An 18,015-nucleotide genomic window follows, 5' to 3' on the forward strand; every position below is an offset into this window, starting at 1 on the left:
ATTGAGTAATAGCTAGCTATTGCGATTGAATGCAACGTCGCTATTTATTATTTTAACCAACAAGATAGATCAGATACTTATGCGGATTGGTATAACACCCCAATGCAAATAGAAACATCTAACATTGATGTCGGCTCATCACAGCGCCTACTGCTAATGTTTTCGCCATATTGACACGCTGACGTTGACCACCACTGAGTTCATGTGGGAATTTATCCGCCGTTAAAGCGGGTAGTTCAACCTGTGCTAATAGCTCCTCAATACGTGCGCGTAATTTTTTAGGTTTTTTAGAGCAACGATCATGAATCAGTAACGCGCGACTAAGATGATGATGAATAGTATGGGTAGGATTCAATGAGCTAAATGGGTCTTGGAAAATCATCTGTACGCTTTTACGATAATCTAAAAGATCTTTACGTTTGGTAATGGTCGAAATATCTTTGCCATGAAACAGAATTTTTCCCTCAGTTGGATTCTCAATTTTAGTGATCAAACGTACACAGGTACTTTTCCCACAACCCGATTCACCGACTAAAGCCAGTGCGCGCCCTTTGTAAATTTTAAAATTAATGCCATTTAAAGCGCGAAAAACACCCGTATTAGCAAAACCTTTGCTGTGGAAATCTTTGACGATATTATTCATCTCAATAATCGGGGGGCTTGACTCTGACGAATTTAATTCTGATGTAGTTGCTTTAGACATAGCGCCCTCTGTTATGCGTTAACAATTTTTGGAACAAAATCAAGAAGTGCTTACGCCTTTCATGAATAGAGGGGAACGCAGACCAAAGCTTTTTGGTGTAAGGATGGCGCGGATATTTTCGTATCTCCTGTGCATCATTCACCTCCACTAACTTGCCCTTGTACATAATGCCAATGCGGTCACAAAACTGTGCCATTAAGCTTAAATCGTGAGTAATAAAAAAAATAGAGAAACCAAACTCATCTTTTAATTGGTAGATCTGCTGTAAAATTTCACCCTGTACCACCACATCTAATGCCGTGGTAGGTTCATCCATCACAATCAATTGTGCGTTTAACACCAAATAGATAGCGATAACTAAACGCTGGCGCATACCATCAGGGAATTGATGCGGATAATCACGAATACGTTCACGCGGAATTTTAACCACCTCCATCAACTGCGTCGCGCGCTCAATCGCCTCTGTTCGAGTCATTTTAGTGTGTCTTAAAATCACATCACAAAACTGCTCTTCAATGGTGATCACTGGGTTTAAGGAGTTCATTGCACTCTGGAAAACCATCGCCATTTTTGTCCAGCGAGACGCTTGTAACTCAGCATCAGAAAGATTTAAAAGATCCACCCCTTTATAAAGAATCTCACCACTTGGAATAATTGCAGGTGGCTTTTGCAAATGCAATAGTACTTTTACCACAGCCCGACGCCTCCGCTAAACCAAACACTTCCCCGGTGCAATATCAAAACTGACATTATCAACCGCGCGAAAAGCCCCATCATCGGTGATATATTCACCACCAGATCTTTAACTTGTAATAAAGGTTGCACTTCATTATTACTTTTCATTGAATTCCCTTTTTAGATAAATAGAACAACAATGAAAATGACAATCAATAACAACTAAAGGTTAAAGACTTTTAACTGTTTGATGTGCTAATTGGGATATTGGGTGTTTTTTGATCGTTGATGATGTGATGAAAAAATAAAAATAGACCACTCAGTCGCAAAGTGGTTTACAACAACATTCAGGATGGTTAACCGGGTAAAATAATCAACCCAAGAGGCGCTAACAATTGTTCTTGCTGCCACTCACATATTTTGACGCCCGTTAAGTTCACGCGTCGTGGATCTAAGCCATACAAGTCACTGTGGGTAAGATCACAATATTGCAGATTGAATTGCTCCCAATTTTCAGTAGAAAACTCACCACGACTTAAATCAGAACCTTTAAAAGAAGCTCCTTGTAAATTTGCACCTCTCCAGCGATTTTCAAACAGGTCACACTTCTCAATGCACTGTCTTTCAAAGTTTGCATAAGAAAGATTACAACCTGTAATGTAAGCAGAGCAAAAGTAACTTTGATGGGAAATATGGTTAACAAAGTTTGTTTTTAAAAAATTAGCCCCCTGTAAATCACACTCTCTAAACTCAATGCCAAAACAGTTTGCCCCTTGGAAATTTGCCATCGCTAACTTACATTGTTTAAAACTTGCATCACGCAAATCGGTGTAATAAAACTGACAACCTACTGTTTCCCCTGATTTGATAAAATGGCAATTTATGAATGTTGCATCTCTTAAATCTGCGCGACTAAAATTACAGTTATAAAAATGACACTTATCAAAGATTGATTCTTGTAAAGATTGCTGTGAAAAGTCGTGCTCATGAAAGGTTTTATTTTTATTGATCATTATTGCTCTCCAATGAAGATGGTAAGCAGATTAACACCGTTAAACGAATAAGATCCAATCTATTTTATCCTTTAAAAACAACGCATTAAAAACACCTCAAATCGTGTCGCTAAGGGGGTTAAATGGCACTGTGACAGGTTTTATGGCAACTAAGCTTGTCGCCCTACCGAGAAAAAAGTTTTAATTGTTATATTAGATACGATAGAAAGCTCTAGAACCGTTCCATTTCCATTAAATTTCTGGTCTTTTTTGATGGGATTTTACCTTTATTAATAACGCAGAGAACTTCTCCAAAGGAAATAATCAAGCCTTGTACGTGCTAATGTTCTTTGCACAATACTTGATCACTTCATGAATTTCATTGCGATTAAAACTGCGCTACCACTTTTTCAATAATGGCTTTGATAGAAGCTGAAGGCACCTCTTTATCTTTTGCGCTAAGACGCTTTATTGCCCAACCATGCCATGCAGGTTGGTGTGATGTTACATCATAAACATCAATGGCAAGTTTGCCCTCGGTATACTGTGTTACCTGTGTCTCCGTGGTTATTAATAGATCATTATAACGACCACGATGATAACCACCTCCCCAACTGAAACGACTACGATAAGCAACAGGGTAACTGTGTACTTTAATTTTTTCACGATTGCCCACACTGTATGAGATAGCAAAATCAGCTTTTTTCGCATCATCTATCAGTTGGTAACCTTTGCTAATAAAGGCGGCTTCAATCGCTTCATCAACACGCACTTTCATCACAGGGTTAATGTCTATTGCAGGGGCGAGTATTTTTGCCTCATTTAACCAAGCAAAGGTTTGATAATGGCTGGTATCTATTTTACTGTTTTTATCGAAATCTACTTTGGCTTGTGGCGCTGCACAACCAGAAATAATCACTAACAAACTGCTAATAATAATCATTAATTTAATGTTATTCATATTTATCCTTTTAAAATAGTTGCAATGTAGATGGTATCTATTATCATTTAAGGTAAGTTCAATCATATCACAGAGGCAATGATGGATAACGCACCACTACCAACGCAGCTTAACATTAAAAACAGAACGATCAGCACTGATAATATATTGTTGTTACAAGCAGTAACAAAAAATGCACGTTTGTTAGGGCTCAATTGTTACCAATTAATTACACTCAATTCACGCTACCTGTGGGTGATCGCCCACCATTCATTAATACGTCAAGCACAACGAAAACATTGCCTCAATTGGCGTAAGTATTAACCTGAAAACTGATTCTGGGTGCGCGTTTCTAATAATCGAACCCACTGTAATGCCCGCTTTTTACAACTTGGATTATCAACATATGCGTTGGCAATGCGTTTCGCCTGTTGATATTTTTTAAGTTCAAATAAAGCCTGTACCTGTGTTAATGCGACTTTCCCTTGTAACGTGATGCTGTCTGGTTTTATCATCGCTAACACTGTCAACATTTTATCGTAGCGCCCGAGTAGATGTAATAACTGTACTTGGGTTAAATAGTGTAACGTGTTGCCACTTAAGACGGCACTTTTCCCCCAATATTGCTGTGCTTTATCATGTTCACGGGCAACTTGCCAAAACATCGCCAGCATTTTATAACTTTTTGCATTGGCACTAACTTGTTGATTGTTAATCGCCGATTCGAGTAACAAGGCGGCTTGATAAGGCGCACCTAAAGCCGCACGAAAAGAGGCAAGCTGTTTGATTTCGCTGCTACTGCTTATAAACCCCTGCTGATAAGCAAGCTCATAGGTGGCGAGGGCTTTTTTATCCTGCTTTAATAGGCGATAAGTTGATGCTAATTGCATCCACCAGCGCTTGGCGATTGGGTCTTGCTTGGTCAATTTAAGCAGTGTTTGGCTAGCTCTTTTATAATCTTTCAATTCATAAAGCGCGCTGAGTTGTAAAATATGCACACTCTGATTAAATTCACGGCTTAATTTAATCGCATTGTGGGTCGCATCCACTAGCTTAAGCCATGATTTTTGCTGATAATAAGTGATCGCCAAATGTTTGTAGAGATCTTCACTGGGCTGACTGACAATGAGTTGTTTATACAGCTTAATCGCATTCACGGTTTGTTTTTGATTTAAATACAGATCCGCTAACATGCGCTGACTTTGCTGTTGCTCTTTATCTGCCAGTGCATTTTCAGCAACGGCTATTTCCAACGCCTGCAATGCCTTTTTTTCCTCTCCTGCTTCCCAAAATAAATTGCCTTTAAAGCGTTGTATATAGGCTTTATCAAAGGCGCTGCGAGGACGAATTTTACTGATTTTGGCTAACGCTTGTGATGATTTACCCAACTCATAAAGCTCAAATACCACAGCGACTTGTAAACCCACTTTAGGGCTTAAGCTAAACTTTTTGGCAGCATAAAGTGGATTAACAAACAGCAGTGTCAATAAAAAAAAGGCAGATAAAAATAGCAGTATCGGTTTACTCACTAATTTCATATTGCAGACTCCATTTTAAAATCAAGACGTATCTTTTGACCCAATTGACTGACTGCTTTACCGTTCATTAACATTGGTTTATATTTCCATTTTTTCAGGGCGCGTTTTGCTTCTCGCTCAAACAGGCGTTTAGGTTTTGCCTGTAATACTTGGATATTAACCACTCTACCCGCTTCATTAATATCAAAGGATAAAACCACATAACCCTGCTTACCCAAACGTAATGCTTTACGAGGATAACGTGGTTCAATACGATATAACGGCATTGCCATCATTTCACCAGACACGGCTGCTGCAATAGGCAACTGCATACTTTCAATACCCGGCATTGAAATGGCCATTGCAGAAACATTACTAGAGAGATCCAAGCTAGGCAGTTCCGGTGTGGCACTCATGTTCGGGTTACTGACATGGCTTGGTTTTATCTCGGTTGATTCGATATTTTTCACCGGCTGTGGTTTCGGTGGGATAGGTTTTTTACGTGTGCGTGATGCAAACGATTCATCTTTGTTTACCATCACCAGATCAAAATAGGGATTCTCTTGGTGTTGTTGCGACTGATTAACCTGTTGATTAATCAGTCCTGCCATAAACAGTAACAGCGCAAAGGTGATAATAGGTGCGCATAAACAAGCAACCAAAAAACGCATTATTGATCTGCCTTAGCAGCCACTGAAATCTGCTTAATACCCGCTTCACGCGCGGCATCCATCACCTTAACCACAATGCCATGGCGTGTATCTTGATCTGCTTGAATCACCAAACCTACTTCACCTTGTGAGGCGATAAGGCGCTCTAAACTGGCACGTACACGCTGTACATCAACCTGTTTTCTGTCGATATAAATTTCACCACTGTCTTTAATGGCCACAAAAATACCCGCTTTACTTTGCTCTGTTGCCGTCGCCGCACTGGGGCGGTTCACTTCTAAACCTGACTCACGTACAAATGAGGTGGTCACAATAAAGAAAATGAGCATAATAAACACCACATCTAACATCGGTGTCATATCAATTAGGCTATCATCTTCGGGGCGAACTCTTCTTCTTCTCATTGTCTACTCTCTCGCTCTTTTAATCGGCTACATTGCTGATCATTCACCAGTTTCAATGCTAAATCGGCCAGCAGTGCTTTAGCACGACTCTGCAAACGTGAAAATATGAATAACCCAGATAAAGCACACACTAAACCTGCCATCGTTGGAATAGTTGCCAGTGAAATACCCGAGGCCAGTAATCTTGGATTGCCCGTACCATGCACCGCCACAACATCAAACACTTGGATCATGCCACTCACCGTACCCAGTAAACCAAGCAGTGGAAACATCTTGATCAGCGCATTTAAAAAATCCATGTTCTGTTTTAATAACAGCGACGATTGCGCTAACTCTGCTTGTCTTATCTGCAACGCGAACCACGATTGCCTATCACTGCGTTGTAACCATTGAGACACTAATTTTTTCTGATAACAGGGAAACAGAACAAACTGGTAATAAGCCCGCTCAATCATCAATAACCATAACAATAATAAAAGCAGCGCAATGGCCAATAACACCGGGCCACCACTGATAATAAAATGCTCAATCAGATAAAATCGGTCATAAAGCCAATTCATGCGCATCGACTCAACTCAGCGGGTAATTCACTAACCGATTTTTCCTCCTGCTCAGCTTGCAATGCAATTAACCCTGCACTTTGCTGCTCAATAATATTAATCAAACTATTGGCACGGCTATGCAGTAAACTATGAATGAGCAACAATGGCAAAGCAGCAATCAATCCCATCACCGTCGTTATCAGCGCCATTGAGATACCACCCGCCATCAATTTAGGATCGCCCGTACCAAAGAGTGTGATCGACTGAAAAGTACCAATCATGCCCGTAACAGTGCCTAATAATCCCATCATCGGTGCAATCGCGGCTAACACTTTTAATACACTGGAGCCACGCTCTAGTCTTGGTATTTCACGCAATACTGCCTCTTCAATTTTAAGCTCTAACAGTTGCGTTGATTGGGTTTTATTCTCTTGGTAAATAGACAAGATACGCCCAAGTGCATTATTATTATTCGCCTTGCCTTCTTTTAACTGCGCTTTCATTTTCAGTGATTCTTTGGTTAATAAAAAGAAACGCACCGCAGCCACTAATAACCCAAACAGTAAAATAGAGAGGATGATATAACCAATAATTCCACCCTGTTGAGTACGCTCCGCCCACGTTGGTGTACGTGATAAAACCGTTAATAACTCACCTTTAGCGGGATCAAAATAGAAAGGTTTTAAGCGCTTATTTTTTTCCTGCCAATTCTCTTGCCAACTGTCTAATGTACTTTGCACATCACTCGCAACAGGTCGCGCGAGTGGTTGAGGAAGTTCAGACTGGCTATCAATCACAAGGTATTTCGACGCGCCTTGTGCTGCATTAGTCACCAAATTAAAAGCACCAAAACGTGTCACCTCTTTAATGCTGGCAACCCCCTGTGCATCTAACACTGTGGTTGAAAAATTGACCACCTTGCTCGATTCAGTCATATCTTGCAGCATGATAAACCACAGTTGCGCTAACTCACTCAACGCAGGCAATGTTTTGCGCTGTGCTAAATCGTTAACAAAATGGTTGCGTTGCGGGTATTGCGCAGAGATAACAGAGCCTTGTATCTGCCCCGAGAAATCAGCAGATACCTGACGTACCACACCAAATAACTCACCTAAATTCTCTTTGCTTAATGCTAATGCAGCGGTCAGATCAGCCAATGATTTTTCATTGTTATCAAACGCTTGCCCTTTTTCAATCGCGTCTTGTTGCGCATTCGCTAAACGTTGTTGCACTGTTTCTAATCGCGCTTGCCAAACACTTAAGTCAGCAGAAAAATCACTATCACGCTGCGCTTCAACACTACGATTTTGCAACTGTTGTGACTTAACCTTTAATAACAATTCATCCAGTGAATTTTGAGAAGAGAAAACCGGCAAACTGAAAATCAGTGCCAATAAAATAAAAATTTTCATCCGTTGACCTTATTTAACAGTGGCAATTTTAACAGCGCAGGAATATCCGTTTTTTTAGCAATACGGATCGCTTGGTTAATATCACGCGCATAAGAGGCATCAATGGTTAACCAGTGATGACTGTCACGATCCCACAACCACACGCTTTTGCTGTCCAAAGAAACCGCCACAAAAACAACACGCCCTAAATAGAAATAGTTAACCGTACGAACCACACCCTCAATGGTTAAATTCCCTTGGTATTGGCCCATCTTGCGGCCATATTCGGCCTCAATATGATAAGCGGTTAACAAACGACGAAACTTTTCAGCATCACTAACATCTGCTTTTTGCATCATATTTTGTAACTGTAATAAGCGTGCTTGACGCTCTGTAATTAACATCGGCGAATCTAATTCAATAAAAGCTTGTAGGTTTTCAAGCATCGACATCATCAAAGGAACAAGACCTTGGCGTATTTCAGTGACACTGCTTATCTGCGTATTTAACGATCGTTTTTCATTTGCTTGATCTGCTAATAAGCGCCCCAAATACTGGTTATAAACCTCTAAGCTTTGCGCCTCGGCTTGTAGACTTTTAACCAACTCAATTAACGCGATTTTTTGCGTATCTAGCTGATTAATTTTAAGTTGCGCTTGTTGGCTTTGGCGTTGATCAATCAGTGTATTTTTTTGCAGTTTTTCAACATCAGTGGCGTAAACCACGCTAGAAAAACAGAGCAATAGCAATGTAGGGGTTATTATTTTGAGCAAAGACACAATAGTCGTTTCCATGTGAAAAAACAATCTTAATGATAATCGATAACATTACCAATGTAAATATAGAGTTGATAGAAAAAAACTAAATTTTAATGCTCTGCTATGATCAAAGTGCATAAACGACAGGGTAATCGGCACTTGGGTGTTTTAGAACCTGCACTTTATGTTGATAAACTTGCTCTATCATTGGTGCGGTCAATGCTTGCCACGGTGTGCCATCTGCCTGAATTTTACCTTCATTTAAAATAAGCACACGATCTGAATATTGGGCAGCAAGATTAAGATCATGCAATACAATAATCACCGCAGCGCCTTGATTAGCCATGGTACGTGCGATGGAAAGGGTATTATGTTGATGGGAAAGGTCCAGTGCCGATGTCGGTTCGTCTAACATTAAAATGGTTTTATCACCTGCTTGGCTTATCTGTGTTAATACTCGCGCAAAATGAACGCGCTGTTTTTCGCCTCCCGATAATAGCGGATATAAACGATCGGCAAGGTGCAACACATCCACTTTTTGTAACGTATCATCAACAACCGCATTGGCTTGTTTGCGTGATAAGGACAGTGGCAATAAACCTAGCTCCACCACCTCTCTAACGGTAAATGCAAACGTTAAACTACTTTGTTGTGGCAAGATCCCAACATGTTTAGCGAGTTTGCCACGATCCCAACGCGCTTTAGGCTCATTAAAATAGCTTATCTCACAATGTGTATTGGCCGTTGCTTTTATCTCATCCGACAATATTTTGAGTAAGCTACTTTTTCCTGCACCATTAGGCCCTAATAAGGTGGTCACTTCACCTTGATGAATCTGTAAATTGATATCATCTAAAATAACTTTCCCACCTAATTTGAGGTGCAAGTGTTGGCAGTGCATGGCACTTTTTTTAATCGTTAGGTTACTTATTAAGGGCATGTTCACATCCTCCCACGCTGTTTAAACAGCAGATACAAAAAGAAAGGTGCGCCAATAATAGCAGTGACAATACCTACAGGAAGCTCTGCGGGTGTAACAGCAATACGCGCAATCATATCCGCAATGGTTAATAATAAAGCCCCCATCACCGCCGATAAGGGCAATAAAACTTTATGATCAGGGCCGGTCATCATGCGCCCTAAATGAGGAACGATTAAACCAATAAATCCTATCATGCCCGAGATACTCACCGTGACCCCAACCCCCGCAGCGGTTAATAAAATCAGTCGGCGTTTGAGTTTTTGAGTATTAATGCCTAAATGCCCGGCCTCCGCTTCGCCTAATAACAGCGCATTTAATCCTTTGGCGTTACGCATAAAAATAGTTAATAAAATCACTAAACTCACGGTAGCAAGCATGATACTTGACCATGTTGCCCCCGCGAGCGATCCCATCGACCAGAGCGAGAGATCACGTAACATCTGATCATCGGCAATAAAGTTTAAGTAACCAATACCCGCACCCGATAGCGCGCCAATCGCAACACCTGCAAGTAACATCACTGCAACGGATGTCCCCTGTTTGCTTGTGCCTAAGGAATAAACCAACAGTGTGGTCAGCGCACCGCCTAAAAATGCAAACAATGGCACAGCAGCAATGTTCATCAACAGAGGGTATTGCATCGCAACAGAGGAGAAAACGACAATGGCAATGGCAGCGCCCAATCCCGCCCCCGCAGAAACACCAATAATACCCGGCTCTGCCAGTGGGTTACGAAACAAACCTTGCATCACCGTACCACTGATCGCCAAAATAGCGCCAACACTCATACACAGCAATGTGCGTGGTAGGCGAATTTGGTGGATAACCAGTTGGATATGACTTGGCAATTCATCTGCCCAAGGGGTTAAGCCTTTAAAACTATCGCTAAGAGAGATAGACATAGGACCAACAACAATCGAAAAAACAGCAATCAGTAGCAATAAAGAGGAGCCGAATATCATCAATAACGAAAACGGTATCTGACGTAACATTATCATGCGCTCCGTTAATACCATAAGCCATTTAAACGCTTCGCTTCCGCTAAACTTTTCAGCCCCAAACCACCTAACAGTGCGGTGCCATCAATCACTTCAATGGCTCTATTTTGACCTGCTGGGGTGGCGACTAACGTCGGTAAGGCAGCTAAAATCGCATCGATTCCACCCATTTTATTAAAGCTACGCTCACTCACTAAAATAACATCGGGCTGCATCGCCACCAGCGATTCCATTGCTAACGGTTTGTAGGAGCTTAAATGCACAGCGGCAGGATTAATTGCCCCCGCTAAACGAATGATCTCATCGGCACTGGTCTCTCTACCGGCAACATTTGCAGGGCGACCTTCATGGATCATTAGAAACAACACCTTTTTTTTCTCTGAACGAGCAGGTAAGTTACTTTTTAACAGCGCAACACTGTGCTTAATTTTCGCTTTTAACGCTTGACTGTTTTTTTCTTTTTTGGTTATTTTTGCAAGCTCATCAACCCGTTTTAATAACCCCGCAATACTCGCCTCAGTATTAATAATATCAACCTTAATGCCCACCTGTTTAAGTAACACTAATGTTGAATCGGGGCCCATCTCATCAGAGCCGATAATACGCGTTGGATTAAGGGCAATCAGACCTTCTGCAGAAAGTTGACGATGATAACCTACCTTTGCTAAGACTGACTCTTTAGGTAAGTGACTAGTCACATCAACCGCAATAAGTTGATCCTGTGCATCGAGTGCATAAATAAGCTCTGTGACGGCATTACCCACACTAATAATACGGGGTTTAATAGACGCCGCTTGGCTTAATATACAATGGGAGAGTAATACTATCGACACAATAAATTTCATTAGTTTATTCGAAAACACAATTTTTCCTTTCTTAAAAGAGCAATAATTACAACATGGTATCAATTACCATTTGCATTTGGTAGTGATAATAATTATTATTAGCATCTTAAATGTCTTGAAAAAAGTGTTTGTAATGAATAATCAAATAGATACCAACCAGTTAGATCCGAAATTATTAGGATTAGATACCCCCGATCCCTTGCTATTTGCTTTTACCAAAAAAAAAGCAGCACATGCAGGCGCTAAAACAGAAATAATTTCAGATAATAAAAAATTTACTTACTTGCAAAATGCATTACAAAATACCCAAGTTTACGCTAAAAATCGTTGCCTCTATGTTCACATTCCATTTTGTCGTGTGCGCTGTACTTTTTGTAATTTTTTCCAAAATGCAGCACAAAAATCGATGATAGATGATTACTTTAATGCTCTGCTTATTGAGCTTAAATGGAAAGCAAATCAACCTTGGACACAAATAGCCCCCTTTCAAGCGGTCTATATCGGCGGTGGTACACCTACAGATTTATCTCCACAACAAGTTTTTCAACTTGGCAATACAATCCGCAACCTATTCCCACTAACTAACGATTGTGAAATGACCCTTGAAGGCAGAATTAACAAGTTTTCTGAAGAGATGTTCGATAACGCATTAGAGGGTGGATTTAACCGCTTCTCATTTGGGGTGCAGAGTTTTAATACTAAAGTGCGCAGAGCAGCCAAACGCCTTGATGATCGCGAAGTGGTGATGCAACGTTTACATCAATTAAGCCAGCAAAATGCGGCACCTATTGTGATCGATCTGCTGTTTGGCTTACCGTATCAGACCCTTGATATTTGGAAACAAGATCTCAATGATTTTTTAGAAACAGGTGTGCATGGTGTTGATCTCTATCAACTGATAGAGCTTGGTGGTATGCCGATGGTAAAAATGATTGAAAATGGTCGACTGCCAGATCCTGCAACCAGTGCTGAAAAAGCATTAATGTTTAAAGCCGGTGTTCACTTTATGGATAAACACCACATCACCCGTTTAAGCGTAAATCACTGGGCAACGGATAAACGCGAACGTAGCATTTACAATAGCTTAGCAAAAACAGATGCCGAAGTACTGCCTGTGGGCTGTGGCGCAGGGGGTAATGTAGGTGGATTTGGTTTAATGCAACACCGCATGTTAAAAGAGTACATAGAGGAAGTAAAAACCCACCAACACTCACTAGCAATGATGACCAAACAATCGGCTTCGGCCTCCACACATGCCAGTATAAAAGTCGCCTTTGACCATGGCGTATTATCGCGCAGAAAACTATTTAAAACACTCGGATTTGATCTTTTCCAATACTGTTTGCCATTGTTTGAAATTTGGCAAGAAAAGGGACTGGTTAATATTGAAGATGATTATTTAACACTTACCCTTGCAGGCGAGTTTTGGAATGTCACTTTAGCACAAAATCTTATCGGCGCATTGCAACAAGATGAGCGATTTATAAACGACAGCAATAGGAAAAAAGCATGTTAACAGAGCAATTTAAACAACAAGTACAACGCATTTTAGCAGATGAACCAGGAAAACTACCCAGTGAAATCGCACAGCAATTAAATTCATCGGAAGCGCAGGTTGTTTTCGCTTTTGATCCACAGATGACCACCCGTATCGGTGGAGATCAAGCAGAATCATTGCTTAGCGAGTTAACCTCTTGGGGAAATGTCACCACCATCATACACAGTGAAGGTTCTATTTTTGAAGTAAAGGCCCCTTTTCCCAAAGGAAAATTCGCACACGGCTATTATAACTTAATGGGCAGAGAGGGTGAACTTCACGGTCATCTAAAACTCGATCTAATCACCGATATCGCTCTCGTCAGCAAGCCCTTTCGTCACAGTGAAAGTCACTATTTCGGTTTTTTCACCCAGCAAGGAAATAGCATGTTTAAGATCTACCTCGGACGTGATAAAAAACGTCAACTATTAACCGATCAAGTTGAAAAATTTCAACAATTAAAAATAAAGTATGGGCAAAAAGTATGAATATTGAAGTAAAAAAAGAGCGTTTACAAAATCGTTTAGGCCCTGAAATTAAAGCGTTTAGAGAGTCTCGTCGCACCCTACAACTGGCAACAATTAGCGCCGAGGGAAAACCAAACGTCAGTTACACCCCCTTTGTATTACTTGATGATGGTTATTATATTTTAATCTCTAAAATAGCGTGCCATGCGCGTAACTTACTCGCCAATCCACACATCTCGTTTATGATGATTGAAGACGAACAGAATTCAAAAATGCTCCACGCGCGCAAACGTTTAACCTATGAAGCACAAGCCGTGGTTATTGAGCGTGATACAGCGCAATGGAAAATAGGCATCGACGCTCTACAAAATAGATTTGGTGAGATCATCGATAACCTCAGTAACATGGCCGATTTTACCCTTTTCCAGCTACAACCAGAAAATGGTTTGTTTGTGAAAGGGTTTGGTAAAGCATTCCAAGTGGGCGCAGACGATCTTATCGACTTTGTGCACTTAAATCAGGGGCATCAAACGATTGATAAAACTAAAGAGAAGAGCGTAGAAAGTTAAATAAAGGTAATTAAAGGTAGTTAAATGAAAAAAATCTGGCTATATGGTGCAAGTCAGGGATTAGGCCTTGAGATAGCGAAATACTTTAGCGCTCAAGGTTACCAAATCATGGCGATGGTACGAGATCTCAATAAAGTACAAGCAATTAAACTCAACAATATTACATGGTTGCAAGGTGACGCCCTAAAACAGCAAGATATTACCCATTTCATGACACAAGCAAAAAGTGATGATTGGGTTATCTCCTGCATGGGTAGTTTTAGAGTTGATGAGCCTGTGGACTACATGGGTCATCGTCTACTGATTGATCACCTACAAAAAAACAACATATCACGCTTTTTAATGGTCACTTCGTTAGGCTGTGGTGATTCATGGAAAACCCTCTCACAGGGAGCTAAAAATGCATTTGGTGACACGTTACGAGAAAAAAGCTTAGCGGAGTCTTGGTTACAAAGCAGTACTCTTGAGTACACTATTTTACGTCCTGGTGGGTTAAGAGATGGTCAGGTAACTGGTCATGGAGAGCTTTCACAACAGCAAGAGATACACGGCGTGATCACTCGCGCGGAAGTTGCACAACTCATTGAACAACTATTAAAAAATAGGGCTTCGATAGGAAAAATATACGCTTGTATTGATCCAACTTTAACTTAATCTATAACTAAAAGGCCGAACATTTACCACTGCTCTGAGGCAAATAAAGCAGTTAAAGGGTTCATCTTTAGATGCTCCCTAGCCTAATAACTTATCATTACCTTTGGAAGATCACTGAGAGAACTCTCTGAATTTTGTATTAACTTTTCCTGTCATAAAATAATACGTCATCTCAAATGTTTTATCGCCAGATTGCTTAAAGGGTAATACACGGTAAATACAGTGATCAGGGCTATAAGTATAAGCAATATCAACATCTGCCGTTGCTAAATCTTCATCTGTAACATAAGCAATCGTCAAACTTGTATTGGTAATACCAGTCCATAATTCTTTACAGGCATAGAAAATGTCAGTTTTGCTACCACTTACTGCAAATGGAAAACCCGTATCACTTGAATCTACATCATTGTTACCAAATCCAGATAAATTTTCGATTGCTGTTGTATGGCCTTTAACTAACCAAACGCTATGATATAAATTAACCGCACTTTCAAATGCACTAAACTGACTATTAAACACGGCGTAATCTGCATCACTTCTTAAATCAACAAATTTAGGGATTGCTACTGCCCCCAATATTGCAACAATAATGACAACAACAATTAATTCAATCAATGTAAAACCATTAATTTTACGCTTCATTACTCAGCCTTTTGGTAAATTGATAAATAGTTGTTACAAGTACCACTATTTCATTATTAAATAAGGTGTAGTTTATACACTGTTAACATTACTATGCCAATAGTATTAACTTTTATTAGCACTACTTCCTTCAATGATTTTAAAAAACCAACAGGTTAATATTTTAAATTGTATCCCTAATTACTCCACGAGAATACGTCATTTGATGACGTGAATTGTAAACAATTGACGATATACAAAGAATTAAATACGCTTACAATTAGTTTGGCATGCAAATAAATCAGGCGCTAAATCAACGGACTTACACAACAATGATATGTTTAAAATTGTGATGTAATTCCCTGACTCTTGCAAAAAACCACTGTCTTTCAACTTCTTAAAAACTCTAGATAATGTTTCTGGTGTCATCCCTAATTGAGTAGCGAGCAATTTTTTAGTGACGGTTAGGTGTATTTTCCCTTCGTGTTGAGGCTGATCATTATATATTTCAGCAAGTTTCATGATGAGACGCTGATTTGCATTCACCTGAGTAAGAATATTAAGCGTATCCATTAACTTAGCAATTTTATTACTCATATAAGTAATGACCTTTATAGATAATTCAGGAGAATCCATAATAATACCAGTAATCGTTTCATCACCGAATACAGAGAGAACTGTTTCCTGTTCAACTTTTGCCGTCATTGGATACTTTCTTGGTGTCATAAACATTGCCATTTCAGCAATAAGATCACCCGCTATAAAAACGCCGAATAGTTTTTCATCTCCATTAGGCATTAATCGAAATAATGATATTTTGCCTTTTTTTACAAGATACATCTCTTTTGCGTCATCCCCCTGAAAAAACAAAGTGTGGCCAGCTTTAAAAGTTTCTGTTTTCCCAGCCGCAATTAACACTTTTTTTTGTGCCTCATTTAATAAAGAAATAATTGAATTAGACATACTTTTCCTTTTGTATTGACAATTATCAAGATAGAAATGAAATAATTACTGATAGGATACGATAATAGAAATCATTATCAATTAAATTATATCAGAGAGGTTTTACACATGGCAGAAATAAGTTCTTATTTTAAAAAAATAGCGGTAATAGCTATTTCATTATTCTTCATCTCTATTGTTATATTTTCTTAGGAGTCAGTATGTCTGAAAAACTTGTGATGCCAAATGAAGGCCGTAAAACATCAAAAACACCTGGTCATTGGGTACTCGCTCAATTAGGTAAAAAAGTACTTCGACCCGGGGGAAAAGAACTGACTCTTAAAATGTTGGACGGCTTAAAAATAAACAGTTCTGATCACGTTGTTGAGTTTGCACCAGGAATGGGCTTCACTGCGCGTTTATGTTTAGATAAATCACCACAAAAGTACACTGCAATCGAACAAAATGAACAAGCAGCAGAGATTGTACGATCTTACCTTAATGGCCAAAATCAAACTTGTATTATCGGCAATGCACAACAAACGCCATTAGAAGAAGCAACCGCTTCTGTCGTTTATGGCGAAGCAATGCTGACCATGCAAACAGATCCAAGAAAAAATGAAATAATTGCAGAAGCTTCTCGTATTCTTAAATCTGGAGGTCGCTTTGCCATTCATGAATTATGTATTGTACCAAATGAGATAGATCCAACTAAAAAACAAACAATACAAAAAGAGGTTGCTCAGACTATTCAACATCCAGCAAAACCAATAACACCTTTTGAATGGAAAGAACTGATAGAGGCCAACGGATTTAATATTGAATATGAAGTTACCGCACCAATGCACCTTCTTGAGCCCAAAAGAATGATTGATGATGAAGGATTCCTTGGATTTCTAAATATAGCGAAGAATATAATCTTAAAGCCTGAAGCGAGAAAACGGGTTTTGGGTATGCGAAAAGTATTTAGAAAACACCGTCATAATTTAGCAGCAATCACCTTGGTCGCCACCAAAAAATAATGAAATAAAAGGAAATATTACGATGTTTGAATACACACTATTTAATGATCTTGCAGAAGAGGTCGACATCCCTAAAGCAGGTATTACAAGTCACTCTGTTTACAAAAGTGGTCGCCTTAAAGCGGTTATATTCGGCTTTGCCGAAGGAGAGGAAATGTCTGAACATACCGCGTCAGTTCCTGCCATTATTCAAATATTAAAAGGTAATGCAACGCTAACATTTGAATCGGAGATAAGAGAAGTCAGTGCGGGGGCATGGGTACATATGGATGCACGACTTCCCCATAGCGTCATAGCAAAGACACCTCTTGTGATAATGGTTTATCTATTAAGAGAGCCTAAATAATCATTTCATAATAACAACCAAGGCATAATACCAATTGGATTAAGTATGTGATCTAAATTTTACGCAGGAAAAATAGCTTAATTCAAGGCGAAAGTTGACGTAAATGGTTGTTCCCTTTACGAAACTTACAACGAAGAAGTAAGTTATTTTAACCAGTAAAATAGATCAGCTATTTATTCCGATTGGTATAATGCTACCGCGAGAGATTAACGTCGTTAATCTCTCAAAAAGAGCAACTCACACTTTGTTAGTGGTGAGTTTCCCTGCGCAATACAACCAGTGTTAATCTCTCTTAAAACCATTTCAAGGATAAATTACAGCAACCAAATAACGCTTCACTGCTTGGCTGTTTTGCTTTATTGCCCGCAATGTACGGAAAATTAGTCAATTTACACATCTGCTCTATATCCAGCAAGACCACCGTTTCACGCTTACCACT

General features: G+C 39.7%; 23 protein-coding genes. 7 read left to right on the forward strand and 16 right to left on the reverse strand.

Annotated elements, in window-relative coordinates; all coding sequences use genetic code 11:
- Nucleotides 1-118 precede the first annotated feature (118 nt).
- The 5 genes from G322_RS21785 to G322_RS0110715 all read right to left on the reverse strand — a co-directional run bounded on the left by G322_RS21785 (nt 119) and on the right by G322_RS0110715 (nt 3,331).
- Nucleotides 119-703, reverse strand: a complete 585-nt coding sequence (locus tag G322_RS21785) for an ATP-binding cassette domain-containing protein (RefSeq protein WP_051143761.1) — start codon at nt 701-703, stop codon at nt 119-121.
- Nucleotides 696-1,397 (reverse strand): ABC transporter ATP-binding protein, encoded by a 702-nt coding sequence (locus tag G322_RS21790; protein WP_211217151.1) that lies wholly within the window; start codon nt 1,395-1,397, stop codon nt 696-698. Before G322_RS21790 ends, G322_RS21785 begins: the two co-directional genes overlap by 8 nt.
- Nucleotides 1,391-1,546 (reverse strand): hypothetical protein, encoded by a 156-nt coding sequence (locus G322_RS23900; protein ID WP_211217152.1) that lies wholly within the window; start codon nt 1,544-1,546, stop codon nt 1,391-1,393. Before G322_RS23900 ends, G322_RS21790 begins: the two co-directional genes overlap by 7 nt.
- Before the next feature lie 188 nt (nt 1,547-1,734).
- Nucleotides 1,735-2,391: a Qnr family pentapeptide repeat protein gene (locus G322_RS0110710; RefSeq protein WP_022941781.1), complete on the reverse strand. Its 657-nt coding sequence runs from the start codon at nt 2,389-2,391 to the stop codon at nt 1,735-1,737.
- 367 nt (nt 2,392-2,758) lie between these two features.
- A complete protein-coding gene (locus G322_RS0110715) occupies nt 2,759-3,331 on the reverse strand; it encodes a DUF4136 domain-containing protein (protein WP_022941782.1) in 573 nt (190 codons plus the stop codon).
- Between the two features lie 78 nt (nt 3,332-3,409).
- Here G322_RS0110715 and G322_RS0110720 point away from each other — a divergent pair, with 78 nt between their 5' ends.
- Nucleotides 3,410-3,634, forward strand: a complete 225-nt coding sequence (locus G322_RS0110720) for a hypothetical protein (protein ID WP_156873952.1) — start codon at nt 3,410-3,412, stop codon at nt 3,632-3,634.
- Here the strand turns inward: G322_RS0110720 and G322_RS0110725 are convergent.
- The 9 genes from G322_RS0110725 to G322_RS0110765 all read right to left on the reverse strand — a co-directional run bounded on the left by G322_RS0110725 (nt 3,631) and on the right by G322_RS0110765 (nt 11,436).
- Complete coding sequence (locus G322_RS0110725; RefSeq protein ID WP_022941784.1) at nt 3,631-4,848, reverse strand: tetratricopeptide repeat protein; 1,218 nt, start codon at nt 4,846-4,848, stop codon at nt 3,631-3,633. The genes G322_RS0110720 and G322_RS0110725 overlap by 4 nt on opposite strands.
- Nucleotides 4,845-5,498 (reverse strand): energy transducer TonB, encoded by a 654-nt coding sequence (locus G322_RS0110730; protein WP_022941785.1) that lies wholly within the window; start codon nt 5,496-5,498, stop codon nt 4,845-4,847. Before G322_RS0110730 ends, G322_RS0110725 begins: the two co-directional genes overlap by 4 nt.
- Nucleotides 5,498-5,902, reverse strand: a complete 405-nt coding sequence (locus G322_RS0110735) for an ExbD/TolR family protein (RefSeq protein WP_022941786.1) — start codon at nt 5,900-5,902, stop codon at nt 5,498-5,500. The genes G322_RS0110730 and G322_RS0110735 overlap by 1 nt, the downstream gene beginning before the upstream one ends.
- Entirely contained in the window at nt 5,899-6,462 is a 564-nt protein-coding gene (locus G322_RS20545) for a MotA/TolQ/ExbB proton channel family protein (protein ID WP_022941787.1), read from the reverse strand. The genes G322_RS0110735 and G322_RS20545 overlap by 4 nt, the downstream gene beginning before the upstream one ends.
- Nucleotides 6,459-7,856, reverse strand: a complete 1,398-nt coding sequence (locus tag G322_RS20550) for a MotA/TolQ/ExbB proton channel family protein (RefSeq protein WP_022941788.1) — start codon at nt 7,854-7,856, stop codon at nt 6,459-6,461. Before G322_RS20550 ends, G322_RS20545 begins: the two co-directional genes overlap by 4 nt.
- A complete protein-coding gene (locus tag G322_RS20555; protein ID WP_169337478.1) occupies nt 7,853-8,614 on the reverse strand; it encodes a DUF3450 domain-containing protein in 762 nt (253 codons plus the stop codon). Before G322_RS20555 ends, G322_RS20550 begins: the two co-directional genes overlap by 4 nt.
- 106 nt (nt 8,615-8,720) lie before the next feature.
- Nucleotides 8,721-9,533, reverse strand: a complete 813-nt coding sequence (locus G322_RS0110755) for a heme ABC transporter ATP-binding protein (protein WP_022941790.1) — start codon at nt 9,531-9,533, stop codon at nt 8,721-8,723.
- 2 nt (nt 9,534-9,535) lie between these two features.
- The gene (locus G322_RS0110760; RefSeq protein WP_156873953.1) at nt 9,536-10,567 is read right to left on the reverse strand and encodes a FecCD family ABC transporter permease; all 1,032 of its coding nucleotides are present in this window, start codon (nt 10,565-10,567) and stop codon (nt 9,536-9,538) included.
- Nucleotides 10,568-10,581: 14 nt separating this feature from the next.
- Nucleotides 10,582-11,436: a heme/hemin ABC transporter substrate-binding protein gene (locus G322_RS0110765; RefSeq protein WP_028866568.1), complete on the reverse strand. Its 855-nt coding sequence runs from the start codon at nt 11,434-11,436 to the stop codon at nt 10,582-10,584.
- A 115-nt stretch (nt 11,437-11,551) separates the two neighbouring features.
- Here G322_RS0110765 and hutW point away from each other — a divergent pair, with 115 nt between their 5' ends.
- The 4 genes from hutW to G322_RS0110785 are packed head-to-tail and all read left to right on the forward strand — an operon-like array spanning nt 11,552 to nt 14,645.
- A complete protein-coding gene (gene hutW / locus G322_RS0110770) occupies nt 11,552-12,934 on the forward strand; it encodes a heme anaerobic degradation radical SAM methyltransferase ChuW/HutW (protein ID WP_022941793.1) in 1,383 nt (460 codons plus the stop codon).
- Complete coding sequence (hutX, locus tag G322_RS0110775; RefSeq protein WP_022941794.1) at nt 12,928-13,443, forward strand: heme utilization cystosolic carrier protein HutX; 516 nt, start codon at nt 12,928-12,930, stop codon at nt 13,441-13,443. The genes hutW and hutX overlap by 7 nt, the downstream gene beginning before the upstream one ends.
- Nucleotides 13,440-13,991 (forward strand): heme utilization protein HutZ, encoded by a 552-nt coding sequence (gene hutZ / locus G322_RS0110780; RefSeq protein WP_022941795.1) that lies wholly within the window; start codon nt 13,440-13,442, stop codon nt 13,989-13,991. The genes hutX and hutZ overlap by 4 nt, the downstream gene beginning before the upstream one ends.
- A gap of 24 nt (nt 13,992-14,015) precedes the next feature.
- The gene (locus G322_RS0110785; protein ID WP_022941796.1) at nt 14,016-14,645 is read left to right on the forward strand and encodes an SDR family oxidoreductase; all 630 of its coding nucleotides are present in this window, start codon (nt 14,016-14,018) and stop codon (nt 14,643-14,645) included.
- 111 nt (nt 14,646-14,756) lie between these two features.
- Here the strand turns inward: G322_RS0110785 and G322_RS0110790 are convergent, their stop codons facing one another.
- Nucleotides 14,757-15,287 (reverse strand): prepilin-type N-terminal cleavage/methylation domain-containing protein, encoded by a 531-nt coding sequence (locus tag G322_RS0110790; RefSeq protein WP_022941797.1) that lies wholly within the window; start codon nt 15,285-15,287, stop codon nt 14,757-14,759.
- Between the two features lie 243 nt (nt 15,288-15,530).
- Nucleotides 15,531-16,229 (reverse strand): Crp/Fnr family transcriptional regulator, encoded by a 699-nt coding sequence (locus tag G322_RS0110795; RefSeq protein WP_022941798.1) that lies wholly within the window; start codon nt 16,227-16,229, stop codon nt 15,531-15,533.
- Between the two features lie 200 nt (nt 16,230-16,429).
- On the opposite strand from G322_RS0110795, the gene G322_RS0110800 reads away from it, so the two are divergent.
- Both G322_RS0110800 and G322_RS0110805 read left to right on the forward strand, forming a co-directional pair.
- Complete coding sequence (locus G322_RS0110800; RefSeq protein WP_022941799.1) at nt 16,430-17,230, forward strand: class I SAM-dependent methyltransferase; 801 nt, start codon at nt 16,430-16,432, stop codon at nt 17,228-17,230.
- A gap of 22 nt (nt 17,231-17,252) precedes the next feature.
- Nucleotides 17,253-17,576 (forward strand): cupin domain-containing protein, encoded by a 324-nt coding sequence (locus G322_RS0110805; RefSeq protein WP_022941800.1) that lies wholly within the window; start codon nt 17,253-17,255, stop codon nt 17,574-17,576.
- Nucleotides 17,577-18,015: the final 439 nt, after the last annotated feature.

This window comes from Psychromonas hadalis ATCC BAA-638 (assembly GCF_000420245.1).
GTDB classification, from domain to species: domain Bacteria; phylum Pseudomonadota; class Gammaproteobacteria; order Enterobacterales; family Psychromonadaceae; genus Psychromonas; species Psychromonas hadalis.